This is a genomic window from Flavihumibacter petaseus NBRC 106054 (assembly GCF_000974785.1).
GTDB classification, from domain to species: Bacteria; Bacteroidota; Bacteroidia; order Chitinophagales; family Chitinophagaceae; genus Flavihumibacter; species Flavihumibacter petaseus.
Genome location: NZ_BBWV01000002.1, coordinates 866,682 through 882,910, shown reverse-complemented (window position 1 = coordinate 882,910; position 16,229 = coordinate 866,682). Strand labels below are relative to the sequence as shown.

At 48.7% G+C, this 16,229-nt stretch carries 17 protein-coding genes; 7 read left to right on the top strand and 10 right to left on the bottom strand.

Translation table 11 applies throughout. The annotated features are described in order from the left end of the window. Positions 1–16 precede the first annotated feature (16 nt). The 3 genes from FPE01S_RS13715 (at position 17) to FPE01S_RS13705 (ending at position 2,005) form a co-directional block, all read left to right on the top strand. A complete protein-coding gene (locus FPE01S_RS13715; protein WP_046369505.1) occupies positions 17–985 on the top strand; it encodes a PhoH family protein in 969 nt (322 codons plus the stop codon). Positions 986–1,053: 68 nt separating this feature from the next. Next, the gene (locus FPE01S_RS13710) at positions 1,054–1,443 is read left to right on the top strand and encodes a hypothetical protein (RefSeq protein ID WP_157474027.1); all 390 of its coding nucleotides are present in this window, start codon (positions 1,054–1,056) and stop codon (positions 1,441–1,443) included. Between the two features lie 13 nt (positions 1,444–1,456). Further along, on the top strand, positions 1,457–2,005 hold the full coding sequence (locus tag FPE01S_RS13705; protein ID WP_046369503.1) for an inorganic diphosphatase: 549 nt from the start codon (positions 1,457–1,459) through the stop codon (positions 2,003–2,005). Here the strand turns inward: FPE01S_RS13705 and FPE01S_RS13700 are convergent. Continuing rightward, the gene (locus tag FPE01S_RS13700; RefSeq protein ID WP_046369909.1) at positions 2,002–2,769 is read right to left on the bottom strand and encodes a C40 family peptidase; all 768 of its coding nucleotides are present in this window, start codon (positions 2,767–2,769) and stop codon (positions 2,002–2,004) included. The genes FPE01S_RS13705 and FPE01S_RS13700 overlap by 4 nt on opposite strands. A 62-nt stretch (positions 2,770–2,831) precedes the next feature. On the opposite strand from FPE01S_RS13700, the gene FPE01S_RS13695 reads away from it, so the two are divergent. The 3 genes from FPE01S_RS13695 to FPE01S_RS13685 all read left to right on the top strand — a co-directional run bounded on the left by FPE01S_RS13695 (position 2,832) and on the right by FPE01S_RS13685 (position 4,295). Continuing rightward, the gene (locus FPE01S_RS13695) at positions 2,832–3,410 is read left to right on the top strand and encodes an RNA polymerase sigma factor (protein ID WP_052955774.1); all 579 of its coding nucleotides are present in this window, start codon (positions 2,832–2,834) and stop codon (positions 3,408–3,410) included. Further along, positions 3,407–3,769, top strand: coding sequence for an anti-sigma factor family protein (locus tag FPE01S_RS13690; RefSeq protein ID WP_046369502.1), 363 nt, complete (start codon positions 3,407–3,409; stop codon positions 3,767–3,769). Before FPE01S_RS13695 ends, FPE01S_RS13690 begins: the two co-directional genes overlap by 4 nt. Before the next feature lie 232 nt (positions 3,770–4,001). Then, entirely contained in the window at positions 4,002–4,295 is a 294-nt protein-coding gene (locus FPE01S_RS13685; RefSeq protein ID WP_046369501.1) for a hypothetical protein, read from the top strand. A gap of 74 nt (positions 4,296–4,369) precedes the next feature. Here the strand turns inward: FPE01S_RS13685 and FPE01S_RS13680 are convergent, their stop codons facing one another. The 7 genes from FPE01S_RS13680 to clpB all read right to left on the bottom strand — a co-directional run bounded on the left by FPE01S_RS13680 (position 4,370) and on the right by clpB (position 10,867). Then, on the bottom strand, positions 4,370–5,422 hold the full coding sequence (locus FPE01S_RS13680; RefSeq protein WP_157474026.1) for a hypothetical protein: 1,053 nt from the start codon (positions 5,420–5,422) through the stop codon (positions 4,370–4,372). 181 nt (positions 5,423–5,603) lie between these two features. Next, positions 5,604–5,936, bottom strand: a complete 333-nt coding sequence (locus FPE01S_RS24940; RefSeq protein ID WP_052955773.1) for a YtxH domain-containing protein — start codon at positions 5,934–5,936, stop codon at positions 5,604–5,606. Positions 5,937–6,009: 73 nt separating this feature from the next. Beyond that, positions 6,010–6,366, bottom strand: coding sequence for a 6-carboxytetrahydropterin synthase QueD (gene queD / locus FPE01S_RS13670; RefSeq protein WP_046369500.1), 357 nt, complete (start codon positions 6,364–6,366; stop codon positions 6,010–6,012). Between the two features lie 57 nt (positions 6,367–6,423). Continuing rightward, the gene (locus FPE01S_RS13665) at positions 6,424–6,969 is read right to left on the bottom strand and encodes a DsbA family protein (RefSeq protein WP_046369499.1); all 546 of its coding nucleotides are present in this window, start codon (positions 6,967–6,969) and stop codon (positions 6,424–6,426) included. 21 nt (positions 6,970–6,990) lie between these two features. Beyond that, positions 6,991–7,509, bottom strand: a complete 519-nt coding sequence (locus tag FPE01S_RS13660; RefSeq protein WP_046369498.1) for a YdeI/OmpD-associated family protein — start codon at positions 7,507–7,509, stop codon at positions 6,991–6,993. Next, a complete protein-coding gene (locus tag FPE01S_RS13655; protein WP_046369497.1) occupies positions 7,506–8,255 on the bottom strand; it encodes an SOS response-associated peptidase in 750 nt (249 codons plus the stop codon). Before FPE01S_RS13655 ends, FPE01S_RS13660 begins: the two co-directional genes overlap by 4 nt. A gap of 11 nt (positions 8,256–8,266) precedes the next feature. Then, positions 8,267–10,867: an ATP-dependent chaperone ClpB gene (gene clpB, locus FPE01S_RS13650; RefSeq protein ID WP_046369496.1), complete on the bottom strand. Its 2,601-nt coding sequence runs from the start codon at positions 10,865–10,867 to the stop codon at positions 8,267–8,269. Positions 10,868–11,032: 165 nt separating this feature from the next. Here clpB and FPE01S_RS13645 point away from each other — a divergent pair, with 165 nt between their 5' ends. Then, complete coding sequence (locus FPE01S_RS13645; protein ID WP_046369495.1) at positions 11,033–12,079, top strand: serine hydrolase domain-containing protein; 1,047 nt, start codon at positions 11,033–11,035, stop codon at positions 12,077–12,079. A gap of 72 nt (positions 12,080–12,151) precedes the next feature. On the opposite strand, the gene FPE01S_RS13640 is transcribed toward FPE01S_RS13645, so the two are convergent. Together FPE01S_RS13640 and FPE01S_RS13635 are read right to left on the bottom strand one after the other, a co-directional pair. Next, positions 12,152–14,068, bottom strand: coding sequence for a DUF3858 domain-containing protein (locus tag FPE01S_RS13640; protein WP_046369494.1), 1,917 nt, complete (start codon positions 14,066–14,068; stop codon positions 12,152–12,154). Between the two features lie 4 nt (positions 14,069–14,072). After that, entirely contained in the window at positions 14,073–16,079 is a 2,007-nt protein-coding gene (locus FPE01S_RS13635; RefSeq protein ID WP_083990254.1) for a DUF3858 domain-containing protein, read from the bottom strand. Positions 16,080–16,229 lie beyond the last annotated feature (150 nt).

The window sequence follows — 16,229 nt, the reverse complement described above, 5'->3', positions numbered from 1 at the left end:
ATTAAATCGAAGCGAATTGACAGAAAAAATCATCAATCTCGAAACCGTAAACCCCATTGAATTCTTTGGGGTGAATAACGGCAAGCTGGATATACTGAAGAAAAAATTCCCTCTGTTAAAAATTCTCTCCCGCGGTACGCAGATCAAGTTGAGCGGGGCACCGGAGCAAGTGGATACTGCAAAAGAGAAAATCAACCTCATCGTACAGTACCTGGAAAGGAACGGTCATATGAGCGAAAACTATTTTGAGCAGATCCTTGGCGGCGATGATGCCGAAACGGTTGACAATTTTGTTGACAGGAATCCGAATGACATACTGGTGTTCGGACCCAATGGCAAGACTGTCCGTGCCCGTACGGCCAATCAGAAACGCATGGTAAGCGGAGTGGATAAGAATGATATCCTTTTTGCTATCGGTCCCGCCGGTACCGGTAAAACCTATACGGCAGTTGCACTGGCAGTCCGTGCATTGAAGAACAAACTGGTGAAGAAGATCATTCTGACCCGTCCGGCAGTGGAAGCAGGTGAAAGTCTCGGCTTTCTTCCGGGCGACCTGAAAGAAAAAATTGACCCTTACTTACGCCCATTATACGATGCGCTGGATGATATGATACCAGCAGACAAGCTCGGTTACTACATGAGCAACCGTACCATTGAAATTGCGCCTTTGGCCTACATGCGCGGCCGGACGCTTGACAATGCGTTCATCATTCTGGACGAAGCGCAGAATGCCACTGATCTTCAGTTAAAGATGTTTCTGACCAGGATCGGGGCCAATGCGAAGGCCATCATCACAGGCGACCTTACTCAGGTGGATTTGCCGAAAAACCAGAAAAGCGGCCTGGAAAAGGCCGTGCGAATCCTCCAGCATGTCGATGGCATCTCTCACATCGCGCTGGACGAAGAAGATGTGGTTCGTCACCGCCTGGTGAAAGCCATCATCAGGGCTTACGACCGCGAAAAAGAAAGAGAGCAGCAGCATTAATGATGCCTTGCCGGAAAGACCGGGGCGTCAGGACTATCCTGACGCCTTTTTTATTTAAGTTTGCAACCATGAAATTATCTTTCCTTGCCCTTATGGGCGCAATGGTAGTAGCCTCCTGCGGAAGTGAAGGTTATTCCAGGGCAGAAGATGCCCAGGATGCCGGAAGGGAATTTATCCGCGCCTCTCTCGATGGCAATATTCCCAAGGCAGAATTCTACCTGCTGAAAGATTCCGCCAACCTGATGGTTTTCGAAACCTGGAAAGCAAAATACCGCAACCTGTCAGCTGCTGAAAGGGTCAGCTACCAGGAAGCAAATATCCTCCCTTCCAAAATCGAAAACATCAACGACTCCACAGTAAGTTTTACCTATTCCAATTCATACAAAAACAGTCCCACCACGCTGAAGATCGTCCGCATTCAGGGAGAATGGCTGGTGGACCTGAAAGACATTCATTAAACTGAATCATCACATGCTGACTGTAGCACATCCCTGGCACGGCGTTTCCACCGGCGAACAGGCTCCGCGTATCGTAACTGCCATTATCGAGATCCCCCAGGGTTCAAGAGCAAAATACGAGATCGACAAAGACAGCGGCCTGCTAAAACTGGACCGCATCATCTATTCTTCTTTTTATTATCCGTGTAACTATGGCTTTATTCCCCGCACCTACGGCGACGACAAGGATCCTCTGGATATCCTGGTGATCACTTCACAGCCGGTTCAGGCGCTTTGCCTTATGGAAGCCAAGGTGATCGGCGTGATGCGCATGATCGACAGCGGTGATGCCGATGACAAGATCATCGCCGTTGCTGCCCACGATCCCAGTGTCAATTATTACAACAACATTGAAGAACTGCCCCGCCACTTCTTTGACGAATTGCGGCATTTCTTTGAAGAATACAAACACCTGGAGAAAAAGGAAGTGATCGTGAATGAATTCCAGGACAAAGCCACAGCCCTGCAGATCATCCAGGATGGTATCAACTCGTACAAGGAAAATTTCGGTAATAAAGTTTAATCCGCAGTGATCCTCCGGAGCAGGCGCAACCGATGGGTGCGTCTGCCCTGGTCACGGCTGATTATACCCTGGTGGTCGATATCATCCACCCTCACCTTTCCGCTCGCATGAATGATCTCATGGTCATTAAGCAAAATCCCCACATGCGTAATGCGGCCATCCGGTTCATCAAAAAAAGCAAGGTCACCGCAACGGGCTTCCGGCAGGAAACCGATCTCCTCCCCCTGCCCTGCCTGCATCCAGGCATCGCGTAACAGGTGCACACCGAGTTGCCGGTAAACCATTTGTGCAAATCCGCTGCAATCGATGCCCGCCGGTGTCCTTCCTCCCCAGCAATAGGAGGTATTCAGGTACCGGAAAGCAATGGCTTCCACCAGGACAGGCAGACTGGGTGTGTTTCCATATCCGAAACCAAGACCGGTGAACCTGATGTCATAAACACCCGCTTTGACCGGGCCTTCATACACCGGCGTCCCCATAAAAACCTGCATCGGTTGACCGTTGACGTTAGCGAAGCCGGTATGACCGCTGTAATATCCCGCGATGGCGGGTGTATCACCTGTTAAAGCAGCCAGCTGGATCGCCTGGCACCAGCCTTCATAGCCATCATGCACACTGCGCACCTTCAGCCAGCCGGGCAGCTCATCGAGCAGAAACACCTGCTCTCCCAGCAATAGCTGGCTCGACATTTCGCTGCGGTGATCAGCTTCCGTACGCACTGCGCAAACAGCTACCGTAGGGATCAGCAAATTTTCGGTATTCATGAATAGTTTTATGGAAAATGCAGTGTTGGTGCATCTCAGGTAAAAATACATAACTTGATCGCGTGAACAACAAAAGGTATGCGCATATCACCGACCAGGAACTGCTTCAGCGGTACTATGCCGATCGCAACAAAGATTGGCTGGGCATCTTGCTGGAAAGGTATACGTTGCTGTTGCTGGGGGTTTGCATGAAGTACCTGAAACAGGAGGATGCCGCACGTGACGCCGTGCAACAGATCTTCCTGAAAGCGATCACGGAACTGGAAAAATACAAAGTAGATTATATCAAGTCATGGCTTTATATGATCGCGCGCAACCATTGCCTGATGCAGTTCCGTGATAAGAACCGGTTTCCAGTTGAAATCACTGAACACATACAACTGGCAGCCGAAGAAGAAAACCTTAACCACGCCCGGGAGAAAGACCAGCTGCTCGAATGGATGCATGAAGGTCTGCAAGACTTGAACCAGGAACAGCAGCAATGCGTAACTTTATTTTACCTGGAGAAAAACACTTACCAGCAGATCGCAGCGCGAACCGGCTATAGCCTTCCGCAGGTAAAAAGTTTTATCCAGAATGGTAAGCGCAACCTGAAACAGCTTATCCAGCGCAGGCTGCAGCAAATGGCAAAGAAATCATGAACAGGGACCTGCTCAACATATTATCCCATAGCAATAAAGACATCGACAACCAGTTGTTGATGGATTATCTCAATGGCGTGCTGTCACAGCAGGATCAGCACCTGGTGGAAGAGTGGCTGGAGGAAAATCCGTTCGCTGCTGACGCCATGGAAGGACTTCAGGCATTTGACGACAAGACAGCCCTGCATGACTATGTCAAACAGCTCAATGCCGACCTTAAAAAACACCTCGAACAAAAAAAGCAACGCCGGGAGAAAAGACGGTGGAAAGACAATCCCATTGTCTATATCGCGCTCGTCCTGATCCTCATCCTGATCATCCTGGCCTATATCGTGTTGCATTACCTGGGCGTGTCCTGAGCACACGGCAACACTTCTCCGGTCAACCATAAGTCAAACCTGTTCAACCCCGATTCAAAGCAGTTGCCTTCGGCATTCCTTTTCCGTGCACGTAAACGGTCTGAAGACTATTCCCAAAGCCTTCGGGGACCATTTGCGAACCTAAAGAACACACTAAACGTAAGAATAACGTAGGATTAACGCAGGATAAAAATATACTTTATGAACCAAAAGACCTATTTTTGACCTAAAAATGGCCAGATCCAAAAGTATTTTGCTAAAGAATCTTAGCGGACACATTGGGAAGGAGATCGTCATCCGCACCATCAGGGGGAAAACATTTGTCAGTAAATACCCCGATATGTCGGGTGTAGTACCCAGCGAAGAACAACTGAAGTATAAAAGCAAATTCAGTGAAGCGGTGGCCTACGCACAGTCAATCATCAACGACCCTGTGAAAAAGGCAGCCTACCCGGTGCGTGAGGGAAAATCAGTGTACCATTCGGCGATTAAAGACTTTATGAACAAGCAGGAAGATGCAGCATAATAAAAAGACCCCCGGAATCGCCTTACCGGCAACTACAGGGGTCAAACGAAGTAAATGTTATAGTTTACGACAATCTATTGGTACTGGATGTACATCGGCATTGGCTTCAGTTTCACCAGTTCATCAGGAGTCATCATTCGCCCGGGCGTCTCTTTCAGGTCATTCTTGTAAAACAGTTTGAAACCGGTGAACTCAACTGGTTCTTTGTAAATAAACTGGCGATAAGTATTGATCTTCCTGGCAGGTGCTCCCCAGCCATCCATATGCATCACGGTCTGTACTTCAGGGCGCACTTTGATGTCCTTCGAATTGGTCACCATCGCCTTGGTAAAACGGTGAACCACGAGAATTTTGGCAGGAAGGTTATGTTTTTTCACAAGGTCAGCCAGGTAACCTGAAGCATAGTTCACATCGGCTGCATCAAAAGTGCCAATCCGCTTGCCGGGAACATCTCCTCCTTTCATCGAGAATTCCGGGTCAATCCCCAGGTGCACATTCGGCATCGCGAGGTATTTCTCCAACAGGGGAATTTCATCCTGCAATGTACTCAGTCCAACCTGGATATCGAGGAATACGATAGCGTTAAGCGGCTTTGCCATATTGAGTACAGAATCGATCTGGTTGAATGGCATACGAAGACGGTATTTACCACCTTTGCCGGGACTACCCTGGGCAGTTACCGCGATATAGTGCAGGGCTGGTTGTACCGGCGTATTCGGATCAGCTACTTCCCAACGTTTCACTTCATCCTGCAGTTTGGCACGCATTACGGAAGGGGCATATTCCCCCAGGATACCCATCCTGGTACTGTACAGGTTGCCGTAATAGGCGATGATCCGCTTGTAGGGAAGGATCGCACCGGCTACCGGCAGGGAGGTTTGCACAGGCCATTTGCCAGTGGTGTCTCCATTGGCAACATATTTTGTTTTTGCGAAATATTCGGCGGAATCCGGTACGGCAGGCAAAGCTGGGGGTTCGGCCGTAACGGCAGCTGCAGTACTTTCTTTATCGGTGGTGTCAACAGGCGGCCGACTGTCACGCTGTTCGGAGAACGCGCTTCCACAGGAGGCTACGGCACACATCATGGGTACTGCCAGTATACTGGCAACAAGGATATTAGACTTCATAAACCTTTTGGTTTTTAACAGGATACAATTCCTTGAAACGAAATAATTGAATTTTTATTTTATAACCTAAAAGCATACCTGATATTCATAAAAAAATCCTTCAAAAGATTATGCCAACGGTTGTGCATAAACGCTTTGAAGGATTTTCTCCACAGTGTGGAGCAGCTGCGCAGCAGAATGATCAGGCTACGGGTGGCGTCTTCTCCCCGGGTGGCTCATCGTCGCCATCAAATCTGTCTTTCACCTTCGCCCACCAGCCGCCTGCCCTGGCTTTTAATTCTTCCCATTTTTCCAGGGCTTCATCGTCCCAGGTAGACATTTCCGCTTTGAGTTCATCGATTTTGTGAGAGGCCTTGGACTTCAGCTCCTCAATCTTTTCATCACTGAAACCTGTCTTGGCCTGAAAGGATTTCCACAGCGCTTCAGCTTTATCTTCCACCTTGTCCCAGGTCTCTTCTACCTTGTCTGCTGCCTGGTCGAATGTAGATTTTTGTTCTTCCGGAAGGTTACTCATAATCACATGGTTAATGGTAAAAAAATGTCTGTCAATTTACCCAATTTAACCATATGACAAGGTGATATGATGATTAATTGCCATGATAAATCACACCGGAAGTCGGTGTTTCATGAAGCTCTACTTTCACCAGCAGGGGAAGAAACGGTTTGATGGCATCCCAGATATACACAGCGATGCGTTCGCAGGTAGGATTGGTCAGCCCTTCGATATTGTTCAGGCATTTGTGGTCAAGCCTTTCGACTACTGGTTTTACTACTTTCTTGAGTTCAGCAAAATCCATTACCCACTGCAGCTCGGGATGCAGGGGTCCCTCCAGCCAGACTTTGAGGCGGTAGGTATGGCCATGCATTTCCCTGCATTTGTGGCCTTCGGGCACATTGGGGAGAAAATGGGCGGAATCGAAAGTGAACTCTTTAAACAATAACATAGGCCAAAAAATAAGCGTACAAAGGTACGCTTTTTGGTTTTGCCCTTCCGTTATAGGTTAAGCCCGCTTCTTTTTGGCCGGTGCAGCCTCCTGGATGGCCCTGGTCAGCGCCGGTTTGCTGAAGTTCCCGCTATACAACTGATCGTTGATAAACAGCGCCGGAACATCCCGCACACCTTTTTCGACTCCTTCGAGGAGGTCAGCCCTGACGGTCCACCCGTAAACCGAGTCCACCAGTTTGGGAATAAAATTCTTGTCCTTCACCCCTGCTTCTGAAGCATATTCCTTCAGGCTGATGGATCCCAGCCTTTTACGGTTTTCGAACAACAGGTGGTGCATTTCCCAGAATTTGCCCTCCTGAACCGCAGCTACTGCGGCCTCAGCGGCTTTATGGGCATGCTGGTGAATCCGGGTAAGGGGAAAATGGCGGTACTGGAATTTTACCTGGTTGCCAAAGGTTTTGAGTAACTGATCGACGATCACCTGGGCTTTGGCACAGGCTTCACTTTCGTAGTCGCCATACATGACCAGGCTTACAGGTGCGGAATCATTGCCCATCCATACGGTACGGGGTTCAATGATCTCAATTTTGTTCGCATTCATACCCAGTTTAACAAAATCGGGTCAGGATTGTTCACGGCCGGCCTGAACCCGCAGCATTTTGCCAAAATCCCACCCTTTTTCCAGTGCAGATACAGCCATCGCAATCCTTTTTGTACGGGTGACTTCTGTTTTAGCAGCATCAATCCATTTGCTGTAATACCGCTGGTGGCTCCCCGGCATCTTTTCAAAAGTGGCCTGCGCGGCCGGTGCATCGGCGAGGCAGTCCAGGAAATCGGAATTCATCCTAAAGGGCTCATCGTCAGCCTCCAGTGCCACACGCAGCTTGTCACCTTTCCGCTTTCCCAGTTGTTTTCGGAGGTCAGCCTTCAGGGGCAGGATAAAATCGCCACCGCCCATTGGCAGGATGGCCATGGCCTGGATTTCAACGGCATCCAGGTAGCCTTTAATGCGAAAAGAAGTTTTTGTGCCGGGTTTGAGCCGGTTTGCCTTTTCCGCGGGAATCGTAAAATACGTCCAACCGGTCTTTTCTCCCTGGGCATCGAACTTCTCGATGGTAACTGTAAACACCACTTTGTTCATAAAACAATTTCCGGGAGTTCCGAATAGGTGAATTGCTGAAGCGGATCCAGTTGTTGGCGAAAATCTTTAACGAGCGTATAGGCCTGCATTTGGGATTCAGGATACTGGAAAGCGGTCAGTTCTTTCACCTTGTCCTCAGCAGTAGACGGATTGAGCCATTCTCCCGCCAGTGCAGGCGGCAGGATCAGCGGCATCCGCTTTTTCTTGTTGTGTACATACTCCATCAGGCGGTTTGCTTTGGTTGTAACTATGGCAAAGCCGATCAGGTATTCGCCTGTTTCCGTGTCAGTCCAGCCCTGGCAAAGACCCGCCATAAAAAAAACGGGAGTTTCCCGCACCGAAACAAAATAGGGATAAGCCTGTTCCTTCTTCTGCCCTTCGCCTTTGAAATGCCGCCATTCGTAAAATCCGCTGGAAGGGATCAGGCACCTGCGCCTCACCACGGCATCTTTGTACAGTTTCGAGGTGAACAGATTTTCTCCCACTGCATTCAGCGTGGTGTATTGCTGCCGGCTGGCTTCTATCGCCTGCCGGTTTTTCAGCCAGGGCGCAAAAAATTCCCAGTGTGCACGAATGCCCACCGGGATATTTCTTTTGGAAGACCATATAATGATCGGCCAGTCGCTGTATTCAAACCCACTTTGCAGGGGACGGGATACCAGGCTGCCTTCTTCCCAGGCAACCGGAATACCATCCAGGTCAAAAACCTGTTCCTGCGGAACGATCAGGCGATTGTAATAACACATGGTACAATTTACTACTCATTCCGGAAAACGACCACGCCGTCGAACACATCCACCAGTACTCTTTTCTGTTTGTCGATATCACCCATCAGGATACGCTTGCTCAATTGATTGACGATCTCTTTCTGGATCAGTCTTTTCAGTGGCCTTGCGCCAAATACAGGATCAAAACCATTTTCAGCAAGATAATCTATCGCGTAATCGCTGAACTGCAGGTCGATACCATTCTTCGCCACAAGGTCCTGCAGTTGCTGCAACTGAATGCGGATAATCTTGCGGATATCATTGCGCAGCAGCGGCTGGAACATGATGATCTCGTCAACACGGTTCAGAAACTCCGGGCGGATGGTTTCACGCAGCAGCGACATCACTTCCTGTTTGGTGCGTCCCACCACCTCGTTGATGTTCTTTTCATCAACATCTTCAAAGTTTGCCTGGATGATATGGCTACCGATATTGCTGGTCATGATGATGATCGTGTTCTTGAAATCCACCACCCTTCCTTTGTTATCGGTAAGCCGGCCGTCGTCCAGCACCTGCAGCATGATGTTCCATACATCAGGGTGTGCTTTTTCTATCTCATCCAGCAACACCACGCTATAGGGTTTGCGCCTTACGGCTTCCGTCAGCTGACCGCCTTCATCATAGCCCACATAACCGGGAGGGGCACCGACCAGTCTTGATACCGTATGCTTTTCCTGGTATTCGCTCATATCGATCCTGGTCATCAGGTGTTCGTCATCAAACAGGTACTCCGCCAATGCTTTGGCAAGTTCCGTTTTACCCACACCGGTTGTACCCAGGAAAATAAATGATCCAATCGGCTTACGCGGATCACTCAACCCTGCCCGGCTTCTGCGGATCGCATCCGCAACAGCAGTAATGGCTTCTTCCTGGCCAACCACCCTTTCATGCAGGTGATCTTCCAGGTGCAGCAGTTTTTCCTTTTCACTCTGCAGCATTTTCGATACCGGGATACCGGTTGCTTTCGCTACAGATTCAGCAATATCTTCAGCATCCACTTCCTCTTTCATGAGGCGATTGCTGTTGTTGCTGAATGCTTCGAGTTCATCGGAATAAGCAGCGATGGCTTTTTCTTCTTCCTTGATCTTGCCGTAGCGGATCTCAGCGACACGGCCATATTCACCATTCCGCTCAGCTTTCTCTGCTTCCAGTTTGAGGTTTTCAATAGATGCTTTGGCGGTCTGTACTTTCTCCACCAATTCTTTTTCCTGCATCCATTTAGCCTTGAGGGTATCGCGTTCTACGCTGCGGTTGCCAATCTCTATATTCAGGTCACGCAGCTTCTCATCATCGTTCTCGCGTTTGATTGCTTCCCGTTCAATTTCCAGCTGGCGGATCTGGCGCTCAAGCTTGTCGAGTTCCTCAGGCATGGAATTCATCTCCAGGCGCAGTTTGGCGGCGCTTTCGTCGATCAGATCGATCGCCTTGTCCGGCAGGAAACGGTCGGTAATATAGCGGTGCGACAATTCAACTGCCGCAATAATTGCTTCGTCTTTGATGCGCACATGGTGGTGGGTTTCATAACGGTCTTTGATACCACGCAGAATTGAGATCGCGTCTTCCACGCTCGGCTCGTCGATCATCACTTTCTGAAACCTTCTTTCCAGCGCCTTGTCTTTTTCGAAATATTTCTGGTATTCGTTCAGCGTGGTGGCACCGATCGCCCGCAGTTCACCCCGGGCGAGTGCAGGCTTCAGGATATTGGCAGCATCCATAGCGCCCTCTCCACCACCCGCACCGATCAGGGTATGGATTTCGTCAATAAAAAGAATGAGTTCGCCGTCGCTTTTGGCAACTTCGTTCACCACCCCTTTCAACCGTTCTTCGAACTCACCTTTATATTTCGCGCCTGCAATGAGCTGACCCATATCCAGCGCGAAAATGATTTTGCTTTTCAGGTTCTCCGGAACGTCGCCATTCACGATGCGCATGGCCAGTCCTTCTGCAATCGCGGTTTTACCCACCCCTGGTTCACCCACGAGAATGGGGTTGTTCTTGCTCCGGCGGCTGAGGATATGCAGGGTTCTCCGGATCTCTTCATCCCGCCCGATCACCGGATCGAGTTTTCCATTCCGGGCGAGTTCGTTCAGGTTCTTCGCATATTTGTTCAGGGTATTGAACTGGGTTTCCTGGGTCTGGGAAGTAATATTGCCACCCTTGCGTAATTCTTTAATCGCGCTGATCAGGCCTTTCTCTGTGAGTCCGGCATCCTTCAGCAATTTAGCCGTAGCATCATTGCCCTGCTCAATGGCAAGCAGTAAATGTTCCGGCGTAACAAATTCATCACCGAATGACTTCAGCGCTGACCCCGCCCGCAATACGACATTGTTCGCATCCCGGCTGATCGACTGGGCCGGCTCGCTCCCCTGCGCTTTGGGCAGTTTTGCCAACAACTGGTCCAGCTGTGTTTCCACCTGGCTGATGTTGACCGCATTCTTTTTAAGCAGGTATTCAACAGGAGAATCGTCCTGGTCAAGCAACGCCTTCAGGAAGTGCTCCGTTTCGATATTCGCATGCTGGTGATTGAAAGCAATCTGCTGGGATTGCTGAACCACCTCAGCGGCTTTAACTGTAAAATTATTAAGGTTCATAGTCTGAATTTCTCCTGCATCCAGACTGCAAAGCTTACACCATTGGCTGAAATACGGTCAGCATGACAGCAAAATCATGGCCGGTATGACGGCATTGCAGTTTTTTTAACCTTAACCTGTAAATATTTCAGGGTCAGATACTTATTTTAGCAGCAAATATCCTCTATGCACGCTATCCTGTTGAAGATGCGATTCCTGTTCCTGTTGTTGCTGCCAGTGCTTGCCGGCTCTGCTCAAACCAAGGCACCGATGGTAGACATACCGGCAATTACTGAGGGACTTCAAAAATACCAAAAAGACCTGGGAAATGATTTCGTGGTCATCGTTCAGAAAGATGGAAAGGATGTTTACCGGAAGGAATTCGGTGATCTGAAGGCCAATTCACAGGAACCTGTAGGGGAAGCCAGTCAGTGGCTGACTGCTGCACTTGTGATGACCTATGTGGAGGAAGGCAAGATTGCGCTGGATGACAAACTGAGCAACTGGCTGCCTTCCTTTGTCAGCTACAGCAAGGGCTATATCACGATCAGGCAATGCCTTTCCCATACAACCGGCATAGAAACGGATCAATCTACCGTTAAAAACCTGCTGAAGAAGAAAAAATTCGAATCACTGGAAGTGGAAATGAATGCGCTTGCGAAGGATCGTGCGTTGCAGGCCAAACAGGGTACCCAGTTTTATTATGGAACCTTTGCTCCTTCCATTGCTGCCCGCGTGGTGGAGATTATTGGCAAGAAAGATTATGACCGTCTGTTTAAAGACAGGATCAGCAAAAACCTCGGGTTGAAGCGCACTACTTTTATGAGCGAGGATATCTATGCAGAGAACCCAACCGTGGGTGCGAGGTCATGCGCAGACGACTATATCAAATTTCTCAGCATGCTGGCCAACAGGGGAATGGCCAACGGCAAGCAGGTGCTGAGTGAAAAATCAGTGAGCGAAATACTGAAAGTCCAAACCGGCGATGCAAAAATCGTATACACTTCCCCCCTTTCGCAGGGCAATTCATTCGGCCTGGGTTGCTGGTTGCAGGAAAAAGATGCACAGGGCAACGGCACGCTTGTAAATTGTCCGGGTGTATCCGGAACCTGGCCATGGATCAACCTGTCGAAAGGCTATGCGGCTGTGGTATTCACGCGGGGTAATGCACCGGACCAGAAGAGGATAATCTTCGAAGAGATCCGGGAATTGATCGAGGCGAACATTCCGTAAGCCTGCGAAGCGTTTCACGCTGTTTTTTTGAGGCTATTTTTTCACGCAGGGCCCGCATTGCACAAAAGCCGCCTAGTCGCTTTTCACCAGCACGACCCTTGCCCTGTCATATTTGTACAGCTGTTCATAAAAAGCTGCGAGCTCATTGTATTGCTTTGCTTCGAACCGGCCCCTGTTCAATGTTAAACGTCGGGTATAGGTGATGACGTTTCCAGCCATCGTGGCTTCGGCCTTGTACGCGCCGAACGGGGTGGATACGACAGTGGGCTTCACAGTTGCTTCCAGCTGATAACCTGACGGCACGGTAATTTTAACCGTATCGGTTTCAGTAATGTCATCATCAAGTTCCAGCCCATATTTCCTTGCGGTATCAGCGATAAGCTTCTGATCCCATTTGTTCATGATATTGGGCGTCACGAACAGCCGCTTTCCAGTCAGCTGCGCATAGTGCACCAGTTTTAACCGGAGTTGTTCCCTGATCGACAGGTTCTTCTGCTGTTCATCCACGTAGGAGTAATCGACAACATCGTAACTGGGGAGATCGAGGTTTTCTTTCAGGTATTTTAATTGGTCCTCTTTTGATTTGTTCGTCATCACATATTGCGGACGGCCGGCAGTTTGCCCGGTATAGCGTGTTACCGATGTAAGTTCAAGTCCGCCTTCGGCACCTACAACAGCATCAATGTTCCGGTACTGCTGGTTCACCTGCTTGTCGTAAAAGGTGGTGGTCACCAGTTTTCCACCGCCAGCAGCAAACAGCAGGGCATGCTTGTTGCCGGTAAAATAGCCATTATAGCCCGCTGGGTCAGTCTGGCTGGTACATTCGAGCCAGAGCGTATCTCCCTTCAACGGAACCGCACAGATCACGTGATTGAAGTATGGGTTGGGAAAGTCAAGCAACTGCTTCCGTTCGTCATAGTTCCCTACCACCAGTGCGGGATAGGCTTTCACGCCGGCTTCCTTCAACAACGCCACCATATAATTGGTCAGCGCCTTGCAATCACCGTAGCCATTGGAAACAACATAGGATGCCGGATGCGGACGCCATCCACCTATGCCCAGTTTTACAAAAACATAATGCGTATTTTTTTGAAGGAAGCTGTACAATGCCCTGGATTTGGCCTCATCTGATGGCAAGCCATCGGTAATCAGATGAACCTGTTTTTTTATTTCTTCCGGCAGCACATCAAGTCCTTCCCACATCGTGCTCATAAAAACACCAAAACTTTCCCAGCTGCTAAAAGACCCATCAAAAGATCCGAAATTAAATTTTCCCAGGGTAAAAAATGCAACAGGAGCGATTTCTTCTATGGCCGGGGAATAATATTCTTTAATAAATGCCGGCTGGTTGTTCAATTGCCATGTATAAGTAACCTGCTTACTGTTCTCAGTCCGCTGAGGTTCCTGTTTCCAGTTCAGCTGCTTCCTGTAAAGTACAATGTCTTTATCAACTGTTATGCTGTATTTATTACGTTCAATACTTATGCCCTTGTTGGTATAAGGATTCCAATGAGGAAGAATCATCGTAACGTCAGAAGTCTGCTCGTACTCATACTCGACGGTATATGGGTACACTTTATAGTGAAAATTATGGTGTTTGTACCGTGAGTCACTATACATCACACCCCCGCCGGAAGAAGCGCGGTCCTCGATTTCACTTTTTTTCAATGACCGGATTTTGTTGCCAAGCGCATCGTACAAAGCTCCTTCGAGGTGATCCACAGATCCAGATTTGCTGTATGAAAGCCAGACTGCGGCCTCATCGTCTGCTGCTTCATTCAGGATCGTCACCACCCGCTTCATACTATGCTTATACCGGTTATAGGAACTGACTACAACCGCTTCCTCTTCCAGGCGGATCACCGCGCTCGCATTTTTAAGCAGCTCTTTCGGAATGTTCACTATCGAATAGTTCGGTTCTCCGCCACCTGCCAGCACTGAACTGACACTTCCAATGAACACCGCAAGAATTAACAGAATATTTTTCATGAGATTATTTCTTTTTCAACACGATCTGTTCTGACTGTTTCTTTACCACATAAGCAAAGAATTCCCTGAGGTCATTGTATTCATCCGGCATGAACACAGCCTTGCGGAGCTGTATCCGGCAGCGCATCTGGATGGTGGTCGCATCCGCGCTGATCAGGTATTCAAATAACCCTTCATCTTCATTAAAGGCAACCTTGGTACTCTTGGGTAATTCATCCACTTTGTAACCATCCGGGATGGTAAAGTTCAGTACGTAGTTATCATCAATGCAGAAGGGTATTTCCACAGGATAATGCCTGTCAGCCGATTTGAAGGGGTTTTCCTTCATCGCATCAACCATGATGGGGTTGATGTATAACACGTCCTGGTCTTCAGGACTGTATTGGAAATCGTAGCTGACCTTCATCGGTTCGTCCAATATCTTCAGCGAATCGATTGTCAGGTTTTGCAGGGTGTATTCTGAGCCGTATTCCTTCCTGATTCCGTCAAAAAATGTCTCTTTTCCTTTTTCCCGGATAGTACCCCGTTTGCGCAGTGATTCAAAATAACCCATATCAGCCTGCACCCGGCCGGAAATGACTTTACCTTCCTGCTGCATGACTACCATGGTAAGGCTCCTTTCCACTATGGCGTTGGGGTCCAGTTCGATAGAAGCGGGATCTTTGGTGACCACACGCGCGTGTCCGTTGTAACACTGTACGGGTAATTTACCAAAGCCGAGATCCGGTTCGCTGGCATCCAGCAGAAAATCCTTATCCCCGATAATTACACCGCAGGCGACATAATTATACCTGTCCATCAGGGGATACACCGCATTGGTATAGCCATGTGAACGGGTACTCAGGATGACCGGGTAGCTTTCTATTTTTTCGTGGCGTAACAGGGCAATCAGCAACAGGTTAATATCTGCCACATTCCCGGATTTGGTTTTTACAATATCTTTAAAGCCGGCATTGGTCAGGTAAAATCCCGCATGATAGGTGCAGGTAAAATTATCTCTTACCCAGGCATAAATCCTTTTGGCTTTCTCAATGGGATCAACAGCATTTCCAACCGCCGTTTTAACGATATCATCCATCCAGCCATTGTTACGATCCAGCGGCTGACCGAAATGTTCGCTTTCCATCAATTCTTCTGATACTTTTGTCCAGGTGGATAATATCGGTTGCGCAACCTGGTTGGGATAATTGATCGATGACAGTTGAAAATCGACTTTGCAGCGATGGTTTTCGATTGTCGTCGTATAACTTTCTTCCCTGATCGAGGGGATGTCTTTCATCACCCAGCGCTTCTGGTTGGCTATTCCGGAAACTGAAAAGGAACTCCTGGCGCCGGTACCAGCGGCATTACTCAGCATCCACGTACGACCTGTGGATTCATTCTTGTTGATATGGAACGGCAAGTATCCCTGGCTCAGGAAAACAAAGTCGAAATATTCGGGAATTTCCGTGTTGTACTCGCTCCAGAGACTGGGGTAATTGCTCTGGAATTCCCATGGCCGGAAATTCCGGATATACGGGGACGAAACCGTATAAGAAAGTTCAAAAAGTGAACCCGCTTTCAACTGGGGCATCGTGAACTTTTTGAGTGTCCATTTTTTTGTGGCTTTTTCAGTGAACACCTGGCTGCTTTCCAATTTGGTTTCCACTACTTTACCGCCTTCCAGGTTATAGGTATATCCCCTGATATTGCTGACCTCTTCCTTATCGTCACTGCCGATATAGTATTCGATCACAAATTTGCCGAGGTCCACCCCATTGATGTCGAGGATATAGGCCCTGATCTTTCTTTCAAATTCAAGTTCAAATTCACCCTTGTCGCCGCCCACGATCCGGCAGGTGCCGACATCACCGACGATAATGGCGTGTGCGCCGGTGTCAAAAGCAGGCGCTTTCATTTTGAAGTCAGCAGGCGATACTTTTCCGAATTTGTAGGACGGCTTATCCTGGGCCCGGGAAATAATACCCGCCATCAGGCAAAGCCCGCACAGACCAAGTCTGATAAGGTTCATATATCAACAGTTTAGTTGGGTTGCAGATAAATATTAACGGCTTTTATTGCTGCTGATGGAGGTAAATTGCAGCGATAAGGGGAGGCAAAAGGTGCCGGTAATGCGGTTTGCAAGGAGGATACATAGTATAAGGTTTGGGGACTAAAATAA